The sequence below is a fragment of the Vibrio sp. E150_018 genome (assembly GCF_053544035.1).
Window position 1 is genome coordinate 123818 of record NZ_JBHGNY010000007.1, and the last position, 16518, is coordinate 140335.

At 40.8% G+C, this 16518-nt stretch carries 12 protein-coding genes; 6 read left to right on the top strand and 6 right to left on the bottom strand.

Going from position 1 to position 16518, the window contains the following annotated elements; translation table 11 throughout:
* Positions 1-86 precede the first annotated feature (86 nt).
* Positions 87-1124 (top strand): polysaccharide lyase family 7 protein, encoded by a 1038-nt coding sequence (locus ACE3G9_RS09285; RefSeq protein WP_449218982.1) that lies wholly within the window; start codon positions 87-89, stop codon positions 1122-1124.
* A gap of 107 nt (positions 1125-1231) precedes the next feature.
* Here ACE3G9_RS09285 and ACE3G9_RS09290 read toward each other — a convergent pair whose 3' ends face one another.
* The 5 genes from ACE3G9_RS09290 to ACE3G9_RS09310 all read right to left on the bottom strand — a co-directional run bounded on the left by ACE3G9_RS09290 (position 1232) and on the right by ACE3G9_RS09310 (position 5747).
* Complete coding sequence (locus ACE3G9_RS09290; protein WP_449218983.1) at positions 1232-2365, bottom strand: Gfo/Idh/MocA family protein; 1134 nt, start codon at positions 2363-2365, stop codon at positions 1232-1234.
* A gap of 32 nt (positions 2366-2397) precedes the next feature.
* Complete coding sequence (gene manD / locus ACE3G9_RS09295; RefSeq protein WP_449218984.1) at positions 2398-3615, bottom strand: D-mannonate dehydratase ManD; 1218 nt, start codon at positions 3613-3615, stop codon at positions 2398-2400.
* 146 nt (positions 3616-3761) lie between these two features.
* Entirely contained in the window at positions 3762-4385 is a 624-nt protein-coding gene (locus ACE3G9_RS09300; RefSeq protein WP_449218985.1) for a bifunctional 4-hydroxy-2-oxoglutarate aldolase/2-dehydro-3-deoxy-phosphogluconate aldolase, read from the bottom strand.
* 60 nt (positions 4386-4445) lie between these two features.
* On the bottom strand, positions 4446-5378 hold the full coding sequence (gene kdgK / locus ACE3G9_RS09305) for a 2-dehydro-3-deoxygluconokinase (RefSeq protein ID WP_449218986.1): 933 nt from the start codon (positions 5376-5378) through the stop codon (positions 4446-4448).
* A 21-nt stretch (positions 5379-5399) separates the two neighbouring features.
* The gene (locus tag ACE3G9_RS09310; RefSeq protein WP_237293514.1) at positions 5400-5747 is read right to left on the bottom strand and encodes a cupin domain-containing protein; all 348 of its coding nucleotides are present in this window, start codon (positions 5745-5747) and stop codon (positions 5400-5402) included.
* A 314-nt stretch (positions 5748-6061) separates the two neighbouring features.
* Between ACE3G9_RS09310 and ACE3G9_RS09315 the strand changes: the two genes are divergently transcribed.
* The 3 genes from ACE3G9_RS09315 (at position 6062) to ACE3G9_RS09325 (ending at position 12360) form a co-directional block, all read left to right on the top strand.
* A complete protein-coding gene (locus ACE3G9_RS09315) occupies positions 6062-8260 on the top strand; it encodes a heparinase II/III domain-containing protein (RefSeq protein WP_449218987.1) in 2199 nt (732 codons plus the stop codon).
* A 46-nt stretch (positions 8261-8306) separates the two neighbouring features.
* Entirely contained in the window at positions 8307-10451 is a 2145-nt protein-coding gene (locus ACE3G9_RS09320) for a heparinase II/III domain-containing protein (protein WP_449218988.1), read from the top strand.
* Positions 10452-10590: 139 nt separating this feature from the next.
* Complete coding sequence (locus tag ACE3G9_RS09325) at positions 10591-12360, top strand: sodium:solute symporter family transporter (protein WP_417880898.1); 1770 nt, start codon at positions 10591-10593, stop codon at positions 12358-12360.
* Between the two features lie 248 nt (positions 12361-12608).
* On the opposite strand, the gene ACE3G9_RS09330 is transcribed toward ACE3G9_RS09325, so the two are convergent.
* Entirely contained in the window at positions 12609-13325 is a 717-nt protein-coding gene (locus ACE3G9_RS09330; RefSeq protein ID WP_417880897.1) for a FadR/GntR family transcriptional regulator, read from the bottom strand.
* Between the two features lie 425 nt (positions 13326-13750).
* On the opposite strand from ACE3G9_RS09330, the gene ACE3G9_RS09335 reads away from it, so the two are divergent.
* Both ACE3G9_RS09335 and ACE3G9_RS09340 read left to right on the top strand, forming a co-directional pair.
* On the top strand, positions 13751-14479 hold the full coding sequence (locus tag ACE3G9_RS09335) for a FadR/GntR family transcriptional regulator (protein ID WP_417880896.1): 729 nt from the start codon (positions 13751-13753) through the stop codon (positions 14477-14479).
* Between the two features lie 151 nt (positions 14480-14630).
* Positions 14631-16502, top strand: coding sequence for a DUF294 nucleotidyltransferase-like domain-containing protein (locus ACE3G9_RS09340; RefSeq protein ID WP_449218989.1), 1872 nt, complete (start codon positions 14631-14633; stop codon positions 16500-16502).
* Positions 16503-16518: the final 16 nt, after the last annotated feature.

The following is a 16518-nucleotide window of genomic DNA, read 5'->3' on the forward strand; positions in this document are numbered from 1 at the left end:
CATATCACATTAAGTAATACAATATTACGCTATTATTTTTTGCATTAGAGACGCAGTTATTATCTGAATTAAGGAATGTATCTATAATGAAAAAAGTGTATTTAGGATTGATTGTTGTAGGTTTATTAGTGGGTTGCTCGACAGCAGAACAATCAAACACCACCTCGACCACCATAGCCGATCAGACTGCAACCCAAGCAGAATTGATCAAGCTGCTTGATGCCAATAAAGCGCCTACTGAAAATTTTGACTTATCTAAATGGAAAATCAACTTACCGTATCCAGATAATAAACCAGAGCGTCAAGGTAAGACGATGGAATTATCAAAAGAACAGTTAAACAACCATGTTCCTCCATTCTCACATCCAGATTGGTTCTTTACCGATCCAGCATCTGGCGCGATGGTATTTAGGGTTCCAAACCATGCAGTAACGACTCCAAATAGTAAGAATGCTCGCACTGAATTACGTGCAATGTTAGGAACAGAATATAAAGCTCCAAACAATAATTTTGCTGTTGCAGCGAATGATAATGCCAAAGAGTATGGTGCTATTGGTGGTCACTTATCAGCTGTATTGAAAGTGGATTGGGTGAGCACCAGTGGTAATGATTCAAAATCTGGCGCACATGCGGTCGTTATTGGTCAAATCCATGGTTCAAACAACGAACCATTGAAGATTATTTACCGCAAATTACCTAACCATACTCTAGGCTCACTTTCTTGGAACTATGAAACGAACCCAAAAAACAAAGCTGACCGTAAAGATATCAAACACGATGTATTTGGACACAACCGCTTAAAGCAATCTGATCCATCACCAGAAGATGGTATCGCGCTAGGGGAAGTCTTTTCTTATGATATCAATGTTGAAGGTAATATTATGCACCTGATATTCAAAAAGAATATTGGTGAGCCGACTGAAATTGTGAAAACTTTTGATATTGATTTAAGCAAGCCGTACCCAGGTGAAGCGAAAGATACTAGCTACGCACAAGATTGGATGTACTTTAAAGCAGGTGCATACAACCAATGTAATACTGGTTCATCTCAATGTACTAATGATGGTATGGAAGCGGGGGATTACACGCAAGTTAGCTTTTATAAATTAACGCTTGATCAATAAATGTTTTTAATCCTATGCTTCACTGATTTGCTCTTATAGGTTGAAGTATTTTGCCCCACATTATCGTGGGGCTTTTTTTGTTTATGACTTATCTGAGAAAATTGCTGTTAGTTCAAATTTAACCAACGATCATTTTTACGAATGTGGTCGATGATTTGTTGGTATTCCGCGCCTTCTTTAAAACCTTGATACGGTTCTATATTTTCGCCTTGTAAATCCTGCACTAATTGTTTCGCTAAGTGCGTCCAACTTCTTTGGGTATCATCTTCGATTTGCGGTAGTTCATCTGCAATATGTTGTGGCAATTCAACTTCTACCCATTCTTTTTTTTCACCCCATAGATACAGTGGGCCATTGCCATAGTGACCTTTGATGTAAATCGACCCTTTACTGCCGTGGAAAACGATATGGTCTTCATTAAAGCGTGGAGTTAAGCCACCATGTTTGAATAAAACTGAAACCGGCTGAGCGGCAGGGAGTCGGTTTTCAATCCTCATTAATACCGTATAAGACCATTCAACATTACAGTCTTTCCATTCTAGGCTTGGATCATTGATGTCTTTTGGAATGAAATTACGACGCTCAGTAAAGTTATGTACCCCTGAAACCACTGGCGCTTTCGGCATATCATTACGAACTTCGCCTTGTACCGCTAAAATATTTTCACCTACCACCGATGTGACAATCGACACTAAGTGAGTGAAGTTATTATTTAAACGACCACCGCCATTTTCAATGGTATGTGACCAACCAAAAGGAATGTAAGGATCGAGATTAAAGTGTGAAATACACTCAACTTCACGAGGCTCACCAATACAGCCTTGAGCCACTAATTCTTTCGCTTGCATAATGTGTGGCATATAACGGAAGCTTGCCGCAAAAGCCGTTTTCACTTGTTTTTCTTCGGCCAGTCGATACAACTCCTGCGCTGAATCACCACCTTCGGTTAATGGCTTATCGCAAAAGACATGGCAGCCAAATTGGATAGCTTGCTTGATTGGCTCCACATGAGCGCCACCTGGCGTTGCAATCGATACAATATCCGGCTGGCAAGCTTCTAATGCTTGTTGCCAATCGGTACCAAAATAAGGAACGTTAATTTTTTTCGCGACTTCTTCAACGATGTTTGGGGTGCGGCCAACAATGCCTACTACTTCAGCGCCAGCATCACGGAATGCTTGTGCGTGGCCTTGTCCGGCAAATCCGGTGCCGAATACCAATACTTTCAGTTTGTTTGTCATGGAATTCTCCTAAATTCTATTTAAATACTGGATTACCAGTGCCACAAAGTACCGTCTTCTAAACGACTTACTGGCAGATATGAACGCTTATAAGGAAACTCTGCGGCTTTGGTTTCATCAAACTCGACACCAAGTCCCGGAGCATCATTAATAACAAGCATGCCATTTTCTAAAGTCATACCATGTTTAAAGATGGTTTTAGATTCTTCATTACCAAACCCAACGAACTCTTGAATGCCAAAGTTATGGGTTGAAATATTTAAGTGCATGTGCGCGGCGAAACAAATTGGAGAAAGATCCGGTGCGCCATGAGGAGCAGTACGAACATTGTAAACGGCGGCAAAGTCAGAGATCTTTTTCACTCCGGTAATCCCACCGGCATGAGTTGCTGCGACGCGAATATAGTCAATCAGCTGGTTTTGCAGCAGATCTTTACAATCCCATATCGTGTTATAAGTTTCACCTAATGCTAAAGGCGTGGTGGTGTGGTGACGAATAAGTTTGTAGTTTTCTTGGTTTTCGGCAATCGATGCATCTTCTAAGAATAACAGGTTATATTCTTCTAACATCTTGCCTAATTTAGCGGACTCGATAGGGGTGAGACGGCTATGGACATCATGTAAGAAGTGAACTTGGTCGCCAAAACGTTCGCGAGCTTTTTGGAATAATTCCGGGACAAGTTTGAAATACTTTGCCGTTGACCACTCTTGCTCTGGCGGTAGTGGGCGATTGCCTTGTAGCTCGAAGTAATCTTTTTTATCGCCTAATACTCCGTAAGTTTCAGATAACCCAGGAATAGCCGATTGCAGTCTGACGGCTTTAAAGCCTTGGTCGATACATTCTTGGACTTTATCTAATGTATCGTCAATATTTTCGCCATTGGCATGGGCATACAAACTGACACCATTACGGCATTTACCACCAAGTAGTTGATAAACCGGTAGGTCAGCGACTTTACCTTTAATATCCCATAAAGCCATATCAATGGCGGCAATGGCAGCCATAGTGATTGGCCCACGACGCCAATACACGCCTTGATATAGGTATTGCCAAATATCTTCAATACTGTGTGCATCACGACCAATTAAGCAAGGAACAACGTGTTCTTCTAAGTAGGTGGCCACGGCTAACTCGCGCCCATTGACCGTCGCATCACCTAAACCGTAAGTACCATCTTCAGTGATGACCTTAACGGTGACGAAGTTTCTTCCCGGACTGCAAACGAATACTTTAATATCTTGAATTTTCATTACTTACCTCGTGAATTATGACGATAATTGTAGGTATTCATACCACTTGGTAGAAAGTCTCTCTATTTAAATGGATGAAATATAAATAAAAAAGCCCCAGCTGGGGGAGCTGGGGCAAAAGCATCATTCGGGGTGAGAATGATAAATTAGTTTACTTTTGCTACTGCATCTTTAACTAATGCACCTAACTCGTCCCATTGCTCGTTATCAATAAGAGAAGTTGGAACCATCCAGGTTCCGCCACAAGCAAGTACCGCTGAGATAGATAGGTAGTCATCAATGTTTGATAAACTTACGCCGCCAGTTGGCATAAATTTCACTGGATAAACAGCGGTTAATGCTTTCAACATACCAACGCCACCAGATGGCTCAGCTGGGAAGAACTTAACGGTTTTAAGACCTAGTTCCATTGCTTGCTCAACTAGGCTTGGGTTGTTCACACCCGGAACAATTGGCATGTTTTTTTGTTGACAGTATTTTACCGTCGTTGGGTTTAAACCTGGGCTTACGATAAAATCAACACCAGCTTCAATAGCTTGATCAACTTGCTCAGGTGTCAAAATGGTACCCGCGCCAATCAGCATCTCTGGGTAAGCTTCACGCATTGCTTTGATTGAACCGACAGCAGCTTCTGTACGGAAAGTGATTTCTGCACAAGGCATGCCGTTTTCCATTAGCGCTTTCGCAAGTGGAAGCGCGTGTTCAACTTTATTCAGTGCAATTACTGGAATGACTTTTAAGTCAGCAAGTTGTTGATCTAAGTTAGACATTTTCAAATCCTTAAATTTTACAAACTGGTCGTTAATTGACCTGTTTTTAGGAGCTAATCTTTATAGGCCGATGTCAGGCATGGCATCACTTGGAATAATCGCGCCTTGATGTTGGATAACAGTACCAGCGACTTTGTGACCTGATAGTGCAGAGTCTTTCGCATTGTAACCATTTAAACGCCTTGCTAAATAACCCGCACTGAATGAGTCACCTGCAGCAGTCGTGTCGATTACATTATCAACTGGTTTAGTTGCAACGTATTGAATATTATCTTCTTCCACAACAACGCAATCTTTGCTGCCACGTTTAATCGCAATCTCTTTAACGCCTTGACCTTGAGTACGAGCAATGCATTGTTCGATATTGTCGTCACCAAATAGGTCTTGTTCATCATCGAATGTCAACAAAGCAATATCACAGAACGATAGTGTTTTCAGATACGCTTGTTGTGCTTCTTCAACTGATGCCCACAATTTTGGACGGAAGTTATTATCAAAAATCACTTTGCTACCATTGGCTTTCAATTTACCAAGTAGTGTGAACAACTGTTCACGACCTTGAACAGTCAAAATAGCTAATGTGATACCACTTAAATAAACCGCATCGAAGGTTGATAATGTTTCGATCAGTTGAGCGCTTTCCGCTTGATCAAACATATATTTCGCAGCGGCATCATTACGCCAGTAGTAGAAGCTACGCTCACCAGTGTCATCGGTTTCGATGTAATACATACCGGGTTGCTTGTTTTCAAAACGAAGGATGTGTTGAGTATCAATCGCTTCTTTTGACCAGCTATCAATCATGTTTTGGCTAAAGCCTTCACGACCAAGTGCGGTAATGTAGCTTGTTTTAATAGCAGTATGTTTGGTTAGGCGAGCAAGATACAACGCAGTATTAAGCGTATCACCACCAAATTTTTGCGTTAGGAATTCGCCTGATTTTTGCAGTTCAATCATACATTCGCCAATGACTGCAATATTGAATGTTGTCATTTGTTCACCTAATCCAAGCTGTTATTTTAAGAAATCTTCACGTACTGGAGAGAATACATCCAGTAATACGCTGCCTTCTTCAAGAGCAACTGCGCCGTGCATAAAGTGTTTACGAGCAAGGTATGCATCGCCTTTTTTTAGCACTTGTTTTACACCGTCGATTTCTGCTTCGAAGCTGCCTTCAGCGACATAACCAATTTGGTCATGGATATCATGGCTATGAGGTTCACCAACGGCACCTTTTTCGAAGTGAACGTAAACGGCCATAAGGTCATCAGTATAGCCAACAATCTTACGCTTAATACCGCCGCCTAAAACTTCCCATTCGTTTTCGTCAAATTTAAAAAAGTTGCTTGAGAATATGCTCATGTGTTCTCTCCAATGTCTTTCTATTCATTTCGATTTCAATTGATGAAACCATCATAACGCAAAAAACAATTTGTAATACAATAGGTCTAGATGTTCGTGACCTAAGTCAAATAAATTTTTATAATTATACTATTAACAATGAGAATTACGCATGAATAATCAAGGTTTGAGGCTAGGTAGATCACAGTGTTATCGTTGTTTATAAATGTGACACATATCTTCGTTTAGTAAAACAAAGATGAAATTCAAGCCTTATTGTATTACTTTTTCGTGATTGGTTTAATTAGGTTTTGTATCGTCGCTTGAGGTTTAAGATGAAAAATGAAGTATCAGCTGTACTGCTTAACACTGCAGAAGTGAAAGCGTTGCAGAAAGAAGTGGGCCGTAACAGCTTGATGGGTAAGACTATTGCGACCATTAAAAAAGATGTCGATGCCTTTATCGCTTTAGGTTACGACGTACCTGGACATGGTGAAGCGGGGGGTTATGAACACAATCGTCATAAGCAAAACTATCACTTTATGAACCTTGCAGGTCGTCTTTATCTCGTCACCAAAGAAGAAAAATACGCTCGCTTTGTGGCTGAGCTTTTGACGATCTATGCCGACAAGTACCTGCAATTTGATTTTCATGTTCAAAAAAATACTAACCCAACCGGTCGTTTATTCCATCAGATCTTAAACGAACACATGTGGCTCATGTATTCGAGCCTGGCGTATTCTTGCGTGAAAGGCTTCATGTCGCTGACAGAGCGCAATCACGTTGAAAGCAATTTATTCCAGCCTATGCTTGAAATGTTTACTGTGAAATATGGCCATGATTTTGACCGTATTCATAACCACGGAATGTGGGCGGTTGCTGCAGTCGGGATTTGTGGCTTAGCGATTGATAAACGTGAATACCTAGAAATGGCCGTATTTGGCTTAGATAGCTTTAACGCTAGCAAAAAAAATAACGCTGACAAAAAAGAAATGGGCGAGTGTGGTTTCCTAGCACAAATCTCTAAATTGTTTGCGCCTTCTGGTTACTACATGGAAGGTCCTTACTACCACCGTTTTGCGATCCGTCCTTTATGTGTATTTGCAGAAGTTCTGCACCGTCACATACCTGAGTTAGACATTTATAACTTTAAAGACAAAGTGATTGGCAATACGGTTCAAACGCTACTTGCCACCGCTTATCCAAATGGTGAATTCCCAGCATTGAATGACTCATCTCATACTATGGGTATTACCGATATGGGCGTACAAGTTGCAGTGAGCTTATACAGCAAGCACTACGGCCTAGATGATAACTTGCTTGGTATGGCGAAAATTCAAAATCAAGTATGGATGCATGCTTGTGGTCTAGAGTTATCTCGCGCCTTTGAAAAAGCACAAAATGAACGCCCGAACGATATTGGTTTGCCATTCTTCCCAAGTGTGGAATTAAACGAAGGCCCAGAAGGTCACAATGGCGCGCAAGGTTTTATCCGCATGCAAGATCAAACCAAAGATGTGTTCCAACTAGTCATGAACTATGGCCAACATGGTATGGATCACGGCCACTTTGATACTTTAGGTATTAGTTACTTCAACCGTGGTCAAGAAGTATTACGTGAATATGGTTTCTGTCGTTGGGTGAATGTTGAGCCTAAGTTTGGTGGCCGTTACCTTGACGAGAATAAATCGTATGCCCGTCAAACGATTGCACACAATGCCGTAACGATTGATGAGCAATGCCAGAATAACTTCTCAATTGATGAAGCCGATATGGTTCATGGCTTGCCGCACTTCTTTAAAGTAGAAGACGCAAAAGTAAATGGCATGAGTGCGTTTGCTAATGATCATTACCAAGGTTTTGACATGCAACGTAGTGTATTCATGCTAAAACTCGATGAGTTAGAAGCGCCGTTGTTACTCGATCTATACCGTTTAACATCGGAAGACGACAAGGCACATCAATTTGACTATTCACACCAATATGACGGTCAAATTGTTCGCACTAACTTTGAATATCAAGCCAACCAAGAATTAGACACACTAGGTGATAACTTCGGTTACCAACACTTGTGGAATGTGGCAAGTGGTGAAGTGAAAGGCAGCGCTTTAGTGAGCTGGTTACAAAATAATACTTACTACTCTTGGTTAGGCACTAGCTCCAACAATGATGGCGAAGTGATCTTCACGCGCACAGGTGCTAATGATCCAAGTTTTAACTTGCGTAGTGAGCCTGCCTTTATCTTACGTACCAAAGGTCAATCAAGCTTATTTGCATCCGTTTTAGAAACGCATGGTTACTTTAACGAAGAGTTTGAACAATCGGTGAATGCGCGTGGTCAAGTTCAAGACGTACGTGTGATTGCCCACAACCAAGTTGGCTCTGTGGTTGAAATTCAAACGCAACAATCGGTGGTGACTTTTATGGTCAGCAATCAATTGGCTGCGACAGATACCACAGCGCACCAAGTTTCAGTCGATGACAAAACTTATCAATGGAATGGTTTCTATTCATTAGAAGTACAAGCGAAATAAGTACAAGCCAAGTCATCTATCTAGATTTAAGAAGTAGGAAAGAAGAATGAATTACCAACCACTATTAATGAATTTTGAAGAAGCGGCTGAACTAGCAAAAGAGTTAGGTAAAGATACTCTGCTAGGTAATGCACTGGCTCGCGATATTGCTCAAACCGATGCGTATATGGCAGATGTGGGTATTGAAGTTCCAGGGCACGGTGAAGGTGGTGGTTACGAGCATAACCGCCATAAGCAAAACTACATTCACATGGATCTTGCGGGTCGTTTATTCCTGATCACCGGTGAGAAAAAATACCGTGACTATATTGTTGAACTACTCACCGCGTACGCAACGGTATATCCAAAACTAGAAAGCAATGTTAGCCGTGACAGTAATCCTCCGGGCAAACTATTCCACCAAACATTGAATGAAAACATGTGGATGCTGTACTCATCATGTGCCTATAGCTGTGTTTACCACACACTTGAAGAGTCGCAAAAACGTCAGATTGAAGACGACTTGTTCAAACACATGATCCACATGTTTGTCGTGACTTACGGCCATGACTTCGACATCGTACACAACCACGGTCTATGGGCGGTTGCGGCAGTGGGTATCTGTGGTTACGCGATCAATGACCAAGAGTCTGTAGATAAAGCGTTATACGGTCTAAAAATGGACAAAGTAAGCGGTGGTTTCTTAGCTCAGCTTGATCAATTGTTCTCGCCAGATGGCTACTACATGGAAGGTCCGTACTACCACCGTTTCTCATTGCGTCCAATTTACTTGTTTGCCGAAGCGATTGAGCGTCGTCAACCAGAGTTGGGTATTTATGAATTCAACGATTCAGTGATCAAAACCACGTCATACGCCGTATTTAAAACCGCTTTCCCAGAGGGAACGTTACCAGCGCTTAACGATTCCTCGAAAACCATCAGCATTAACGATGAAGGTGTGATCATGGCAACGTCTGTGTGTTATCACCGTTATGAGCAAACAGAAGTATTGCTCGGTATGGCCAACCACCAACAAAATGTGTGGGTACACAAAGCTGGTCTAACTTTATCTCAAGCCGTTGAAGCTGCTGATGAAATTAAACCTTTCAGCTGGGGCAGCTTGTTTATGACTGATGGCCCACAAGGTGAGAAAGGTGGTGTGAGTATTCTTCGTCACCGTGATGCAAAAGATGATGACACCATGGCACTGATCTGGTTTGGTCAACATGGTTCGGATCACCAATATCATTCCGCGTTAGATCATGGTCACTACGATGGTTTACACCTAAGTGTATTTAACCGTGGTCACGAAGTTCTACATGATTATGGTTTTGGTCGTTGGGTAAACGTGGAGCCTAAATTTGGCGGTCGTTATATCCCAGAAAATAAATCTTACTGTAAGCAAACGGTAGCCCATAACACAGTTGTCGTTGACCAAAAAACACAAAATAACTTCAATACGGCTTTAGCGGAATCTAAATTCGGTCAGAAGCACTTTTTCGTAACCGAAGATGAAAAATTCCAAGCTATGAGCGGCACCATTTCTGAGTACTACGACGGTGTGGATATGCAACGTAGCATATTACTGCCTGAGCTAGAAGAATTTGAAAAACCACTTGTGATTGATGTGTACCGTATTATTGCGGATGCAGAGCATGAATATGATCTGCCTTATCACCATAAAGGCCAAATTATTCGTACCGATTTTGATTACCAAACGGAAAGCAAGTTGCGCCCATTAGGTGGTTCAGATGGTTACCAGCATTTGTGGAATGTGGCTTCAGGTAAGGTAGAAGGCAGCTCATTAGTTAGTTGGTTACATGATTCTAGCTACTACAGCCTAGTCTCTAGCGCACCAGCAGGCAGCCAAGTGATCTTTGCTCGCACGGGTGCCAATGATCCTGATTTCAACTTACGTTCAGAGCCGACTTTGATTTTGCGTCAAAAAGCCAAAGATCATGTGTTTGCTTCAGTACTTGAAACCCACGGTTACTTTAATGAGTCAATTGAAGCCTCTGTAGGGGCTCGTGGATTAGTTGAAGCGGTGCAAGTCATTGGTCATAACGCGACAGGCACTATCGTGGAAATCAGTTTAACCACAGGTAAGAAGTACGTATTTGCGATTTCTAATAAACCGAATCCTGAAGGTGAGCACAAAGTCGAATTCAACGGCGTGCAATACCAATGGACGGGAGCAACGGCTCAGCTATAAGTTATATGACAAAGTATAAGTTGTTCTTAAGGGCTGCTGATCTCTAACCAACCTACTTAAGCCGGAATGTTTATATGCCTTGTTCTCTGGGTATAGGGTATTCCGGTTTTTTCTGTTTACTGTGAGGTATTTTTCGACAATGGATAGCTTAGATATTTCCATCATTGCTGGCTATTTTGTTTTTATTATCGTTGCGGCTTTTATATTTAAACGCTTTGCTAAAACCTCTTCAGGCTTTATTCGCGGTGGCGGTGCCATGATGTGGTGGATGGCAGGCGCGACCGCTTTTATGACGCAATTCTCTGCTTGGACATTCACTGGTGCGGCAGCCAAAGCGTATGAAGATGGCTTAGCCGTTTTGTTTTTATTTTGGGGTAATGCTTTAGGCTTTTTTGTGGCCGCCATGTACTTTGCTTCTCGCTATCGCAAACTACGTGTTGATACCGCAATGGAAGTGATACGTAAGCGTTTTGGTAAAACCTCGGAACAAGTTTTTACTTGGTTGCAATTTCCTTTAACCACTATTTCAGCTGCTATTTGGCTTAATGGCTTGGCAATCTTTGTTGCGGCGGTTTTTCACATTGATTTATATATCACCATTATTGGCGTAGGTATATTAGTGACTTTTATTGCCGTAAGTGGAGGCTCTTGGACGGTTTCTGCAACCAATGTTATTCAATTGGTTTTGTTAATGGCGATTACCTTAACCGTAGGTGCTTACGCATTAATTTATATTGGTGGTCCGGTTGAGTTAATTGAAAAATCAGAAATTCCATCTTTCATGGGAACCGATATCAACTACTGGCAGATCTTTGTGGTGTGGGTGGTGTTTATCATGGCCAAGCAAACTATGAGCACCAATAATGCGATGTCTTGTTATCGTTTTCTCGTTACCGTGAATGAAAAAGAAGCCAGAAAAGCAGCGTGGGTAGCAGGTTTAATGTTTGTTATTGGCCCAATCATGTGGTTTATCCCACCTTGGGTAACGGCAACTATGCATGTCGATCTGCAAACCTTTTATCCAAATCTAGGCACAAGTGCGAATAATGCCGCTTATTTATTCTTTATTCAAAACTACATGCCGCAAGGGGTACTTGGCTTAGTGCTCGCCGCGATGATTGCCGCAACAATTGCGCCAATGACAACAGCACTGAACCGGAATGCGGGGATTTTCGTGCGTAATGTGTATCAGTCGGTGATTAACCCAGAAGCGACTGAAACTCAGCAAATGCGTATGAGTAAGATCTCGACCTTATTTAATGGGGGAATTTCGATTGGTGCAGCTTTATTGTTTGCGTCGATAAAAGAATACAGTTTCTTTGATTTGATGATGCTATTTGGCGCGTTATTGCAAATGCCTTTGGTGATCCCATCCTTGTTGGCGTTAGTGTTTGTTAAAACGCCAGATTGGTCAGCGTGGGCAACCTTGATTGTTGGGCTGTTAGTGTCTTGCTTTATGCAGTTTGTATTTGATGTGAATTGGCTATTACCGTTATTTGGTGCTGATGCCTTTACTCATCGTGAAAGTGTGGATTTAACGGTAGTGGCGATGCTGGTGGCACAAATAGTGATATCCGGTGGTTTCTTTGCTTTATCTTCAGTGTTCTATAAAGAACCTCAAGGTGTGCGTAAGCAAGAGTTAGAAATCTTTTATCATAACCTTGCCACACCAATTAGTGCGCAAGAAGAAGCCTTAGTTGATGGCAAGCAAGGCGCTTACTTAGGGCGTTTATCGCAAGTGTTAGGTGCGTTAATTATCTTAGTTGGTGCCATATTTGAAACTGGTTACGATATGCTGACTTTCATCGTGATAGGGGGCTTGATCTTGTGGGCAGGTAATCACTTGTATAAAAGCCGTTTGGCGATAAGACAAGTGACCGAAGAAATCATTATATCTAATGGACAATAAGCTTATACCATTTGAACTTGAAGCTGCAGCTTTGTTGGTGGTGTTCATTTACCTCAATCATTTAGGTAAATTAAGCTCATAGGACCTTATTAACTTGTCGCCTCACTGCAATTCCAATGACTTTGGGTATAGCTTTAACGTTCAGAAAAACTAGAGGATATAAAAACTAAAAGCTCATTTCATGTCAGTGTGAAATGAGCTTTTTTAATGGGGGCTTCAAATGGATGGTTACAACAGTAAAGAGTCGTCTACGCAGGGTTTAGCGACAGCAACTCATGGTTGTTTTTCAATAAGATATTAGAAGCCATTCTGGCGGCTGCTGGGTCTTTATCTATAATCGCTTGATAAACTGCACGATGCTCTTTAATACAAAAATGTCCTCGCACCGAAGTATGGTTAAAGAAACATTGATAAACCGTCGTTAACACATTACCAAAAGGAGTAAAGAAGTCGTTTGAAGTTGATTGGAAAATCAAAGAATGAAAATTCAGATCTGCCAACGTCCAAGCATCGGCATCTTGATTTTTACTCGCTTTTTCCATTGCATTGAAGTGAGTAGTTAAGCGCTGGCGTTGTTCTGTAGTAGCAAACTCAGCACTAAATGCACAAGCTGCTGGTTCAATCGACTTACGTAACCCTAAGAATTGTTTTAAAAAATGCTGAGGATCTTCACTGTCTTTGAGCCATTCCAGTAATTGACGGTCTAAAAATTGCCAGTACTTACGTGGTTGGATAAAAGTACCTACTTTAGGTTTAGAGCTAATTAAACCTTTAGACGCTAATAACTTGATGGATTCTCTTAAAGCGGTGCGACTGACACCAAATCGTTGGCATAAATCTAATTCATTAGGCAGCTTTGACCCGACAGGTAGTTGGCCACAGATTATTTGGCTAGCAATTTGTTGAGCGATATAGACATTAAGCCGATAGGTCATAGGGGTGAAACTGAAACTTTCTTCGGTCATTAGGTCTCTCTCAAAATGGAAAAAAGCCAGTAAAGCACTGGCTATAAAGCGAATTCCAACGTGTCAAATTACTCGAGTGATAAAAACTATCACCACTTTAAAAGTAATAGACAAATAAAGTAGGCATCTTGAGAACAACGCTAAGAACGTATAACTAAATGAAAGCGAGTATTTAGTAACTCAAGAATATTAATAATACAATATTACCAATTTTCGTCAAATTATGAGGTGTAGATTGGCTTATTATTGACGAATAATGTGAACTCGATCTAAACTGACGGAAGGACAATATTTTGAAAATAGGGGGGCTATCTATAAATAAGTGACGCATATCACCTAAACCTTGTTTTTAAATACTGGAGCAAGGGCGTTATAGTGATACAATGTCCATAAATAAGACAAGAATCTATATAAGAAGAATGATGATGACAAATGAATTTAATTCAATTTCAGGCTCCAAGCGTAGCTTGCATGTGCAAGTTGCACGTGAAATCGCACGCGGCATTTTATCTGGTAAATTACCGCAAGGCTCAATTATTCCTGGTGAAATGGCTTTGTGTGAGCAGTTTGGCGTAAGCCGCACCGCACTTCGTGAAGCGGTAAAGCTACTTACTTCAAAATGTTTATTAGAGTCTCGCCCGAAGATTGGCACTCGTGTCGTTGCACGTGCGAATTGGAATTTTCTTGATCCTCAATTAATTGAGTGGATGGATGGTCTTATCGATAATGATACTTTCTTTCATCAATTCTTAGGTTTGCGTCGTGCGATTGAGCCAGAAGCTTGTGCACTTGCTGCGCAAAATGCCACTGTGGAACAACGCATTGAGTTATCAGAAACCTTCCAAAGAATGTGCGATGTTGCAGCTAAAGCAGAAGAAGAGTTTTTTGATCAAGCTGAATGGACAGCAGTCGATATGCATTTCCATAACTTGATTTTTAATTCAACTGGTAATGATTTCTACTTACCATTTGGTAATATTTTGATGACGATGTACAAAAACTTCATTGTACACTCATCACAAAAAGGTGGGTTATGTTTGCAAGAACACCGTGATATTTACGAAGCCATTATGGCGGGTAATGCAGATAAAGCCAGAGCATCTTCTGCAAACCACTTGCAAGAATCTAAGCATCGTTTACCAGAGTTAAACTAAGTAATTCGTGTTTTATTGATACTCAAAGTTATATCATTTAAGCAGTGGAAGTTGATTCCACTGCTTTTTTTTATAGGTTTATATCTAAGTTACTTGAGTATATAATCTAATAGCAATTAAATATTATAATAATATTAAATAGAGAGTATCTATGAATGACTCACTTCTTGCCAATATAGAGCAATATATATCGACTATAGAACCTTTTAATAATTTATTGAAAGAGGATATTCAAGAGCTTGCGAGCATTGTTCAAATTACTTATATCAGTTGTGGTGAAGTCATTGATCCATGTGGCGCTCTATCGGAAAAATACCTCTATATTGTGCGAACTGGCGCAATGGAACAAAGAAAACTCGATGGTCAATTACGCTCCCGTTTAGGGCGAGACGATATCTTTGGTTTTACCTTCCTTGGCGAGACTACCAGTGAAGATAATCGCTATACCGCAGCCGCAATAGAAAACTCATTACTTTATTTAATTCCTCATTCAGCACTATTGCGTTTATTTGAACGCAAGCCTGAATACGCAGAATACTTTGCTTCTCAAGCTGATGTTCGTTTGACTACAGCTCATGATGTAGTGTGGTCGAACAAAGATAAAGGCTTGTTTATTAAACGTGTAAGGGATGTGGCAAGCGGCGTGATTGCTGTAGTTAACGCCAACATGTCGATAAAAGATGTGGCCCATGAAATGCGAATCGTAAAGCGTTGTTCGTGTGCGGTTGTGTATGAAAATGCCAGCATTGTTGGTTTGATCACCGACCGTGATATGACTAAGCGTGTGATCGCATTAGAAGCACCATTGCAAGATCCAATTAAAACCGTGATGACACCAGACCCTTATGTGATAAGCCCTGATGCGCTTATCCTTGAAGCCGCTTCTATGATGATGGAATACAATATACGTAATATTCCAGTAGTGAAAGATGGTCAGGCGGTAGGTTTATTGACCACGACCCATTTGGTACAAAATCACCGAATGCAAGCTATCTTCTTGATTGAAAAAATTAAGTACACCAATAGTGTATCTGAGTTGTCCCAATTAACTTCAGAACGTCAAGCCATATTTGAAGCTTTGGTTGAAGGGAAGGTATCGTCTGAGATCATCGGTAAAGTGATGTCGATGATTATGGATGCTTATACCCGTCGCTTAATTCAGATTGCGTTAGATAAACTGGGCGAACCGCCTTGTGATTTTAACTGGATTAGCGCTGGCTCACATGCCCGTAATGAATTGAATATTACTTCTGATCAAGATACAGCGTTAATTTTGTCTGATGATGCGACCGACAGTGATAAAATCTACTTTAGACATTTAGGTGCTTATGTATCAAATGGCTTAGATCGCTGTGGTTATCCACTATGTACTGGTAAATATATGGCAGCCACGCCGAAGTGGTGCCAACCATTATCAGTATGGAAAGAATATTACAAAAAGTGGGTAAATAATCCTGAATATGAATGTTTACTCAATATCAGTGTGTTTTTAGAAATTCGTTCTATTTATGGTAATGGCGAATTAACTAAAACGCTCCGCGATGAAATGCATAAGAATATTAAACAAAACAATAGCTTCTTGCCGGCATTGGTTCGTGATGCCGTTAATACCAATCCACCTCTAGGGATTTTTAATAGTTTTGTGTTAGAAAAAAATGGTGAACAAACTAAAGTATTGAATATTAAAAAGTATGCAATTAATTTAATTATCGATTTGGCGCGTATTTATGGGTTAGCAGTTGAGTGTGATTCATCTAATACTGAGCGTCGTTTTTCTGCCGCCAAAGAAGCAGGAATTTTAAGTGAAGATGCTTATAAGAACATTATCGGCTCATACCACTTTATTGCTCAATTTCGATATAATCATCAATTACAACAACTAAAAAATGGCGTGACACCAGATAGTTACATTGACCCGAATAACTTTGGTAGCTTTGAACGCCAGCACTTAAAAGATGCTTTTAGAATTATTGCTGACTTGCAAGATGCCGCAAAATTGCGCTTTGGATCGGTAGGGTATTAAATAAGAATAGTGAACC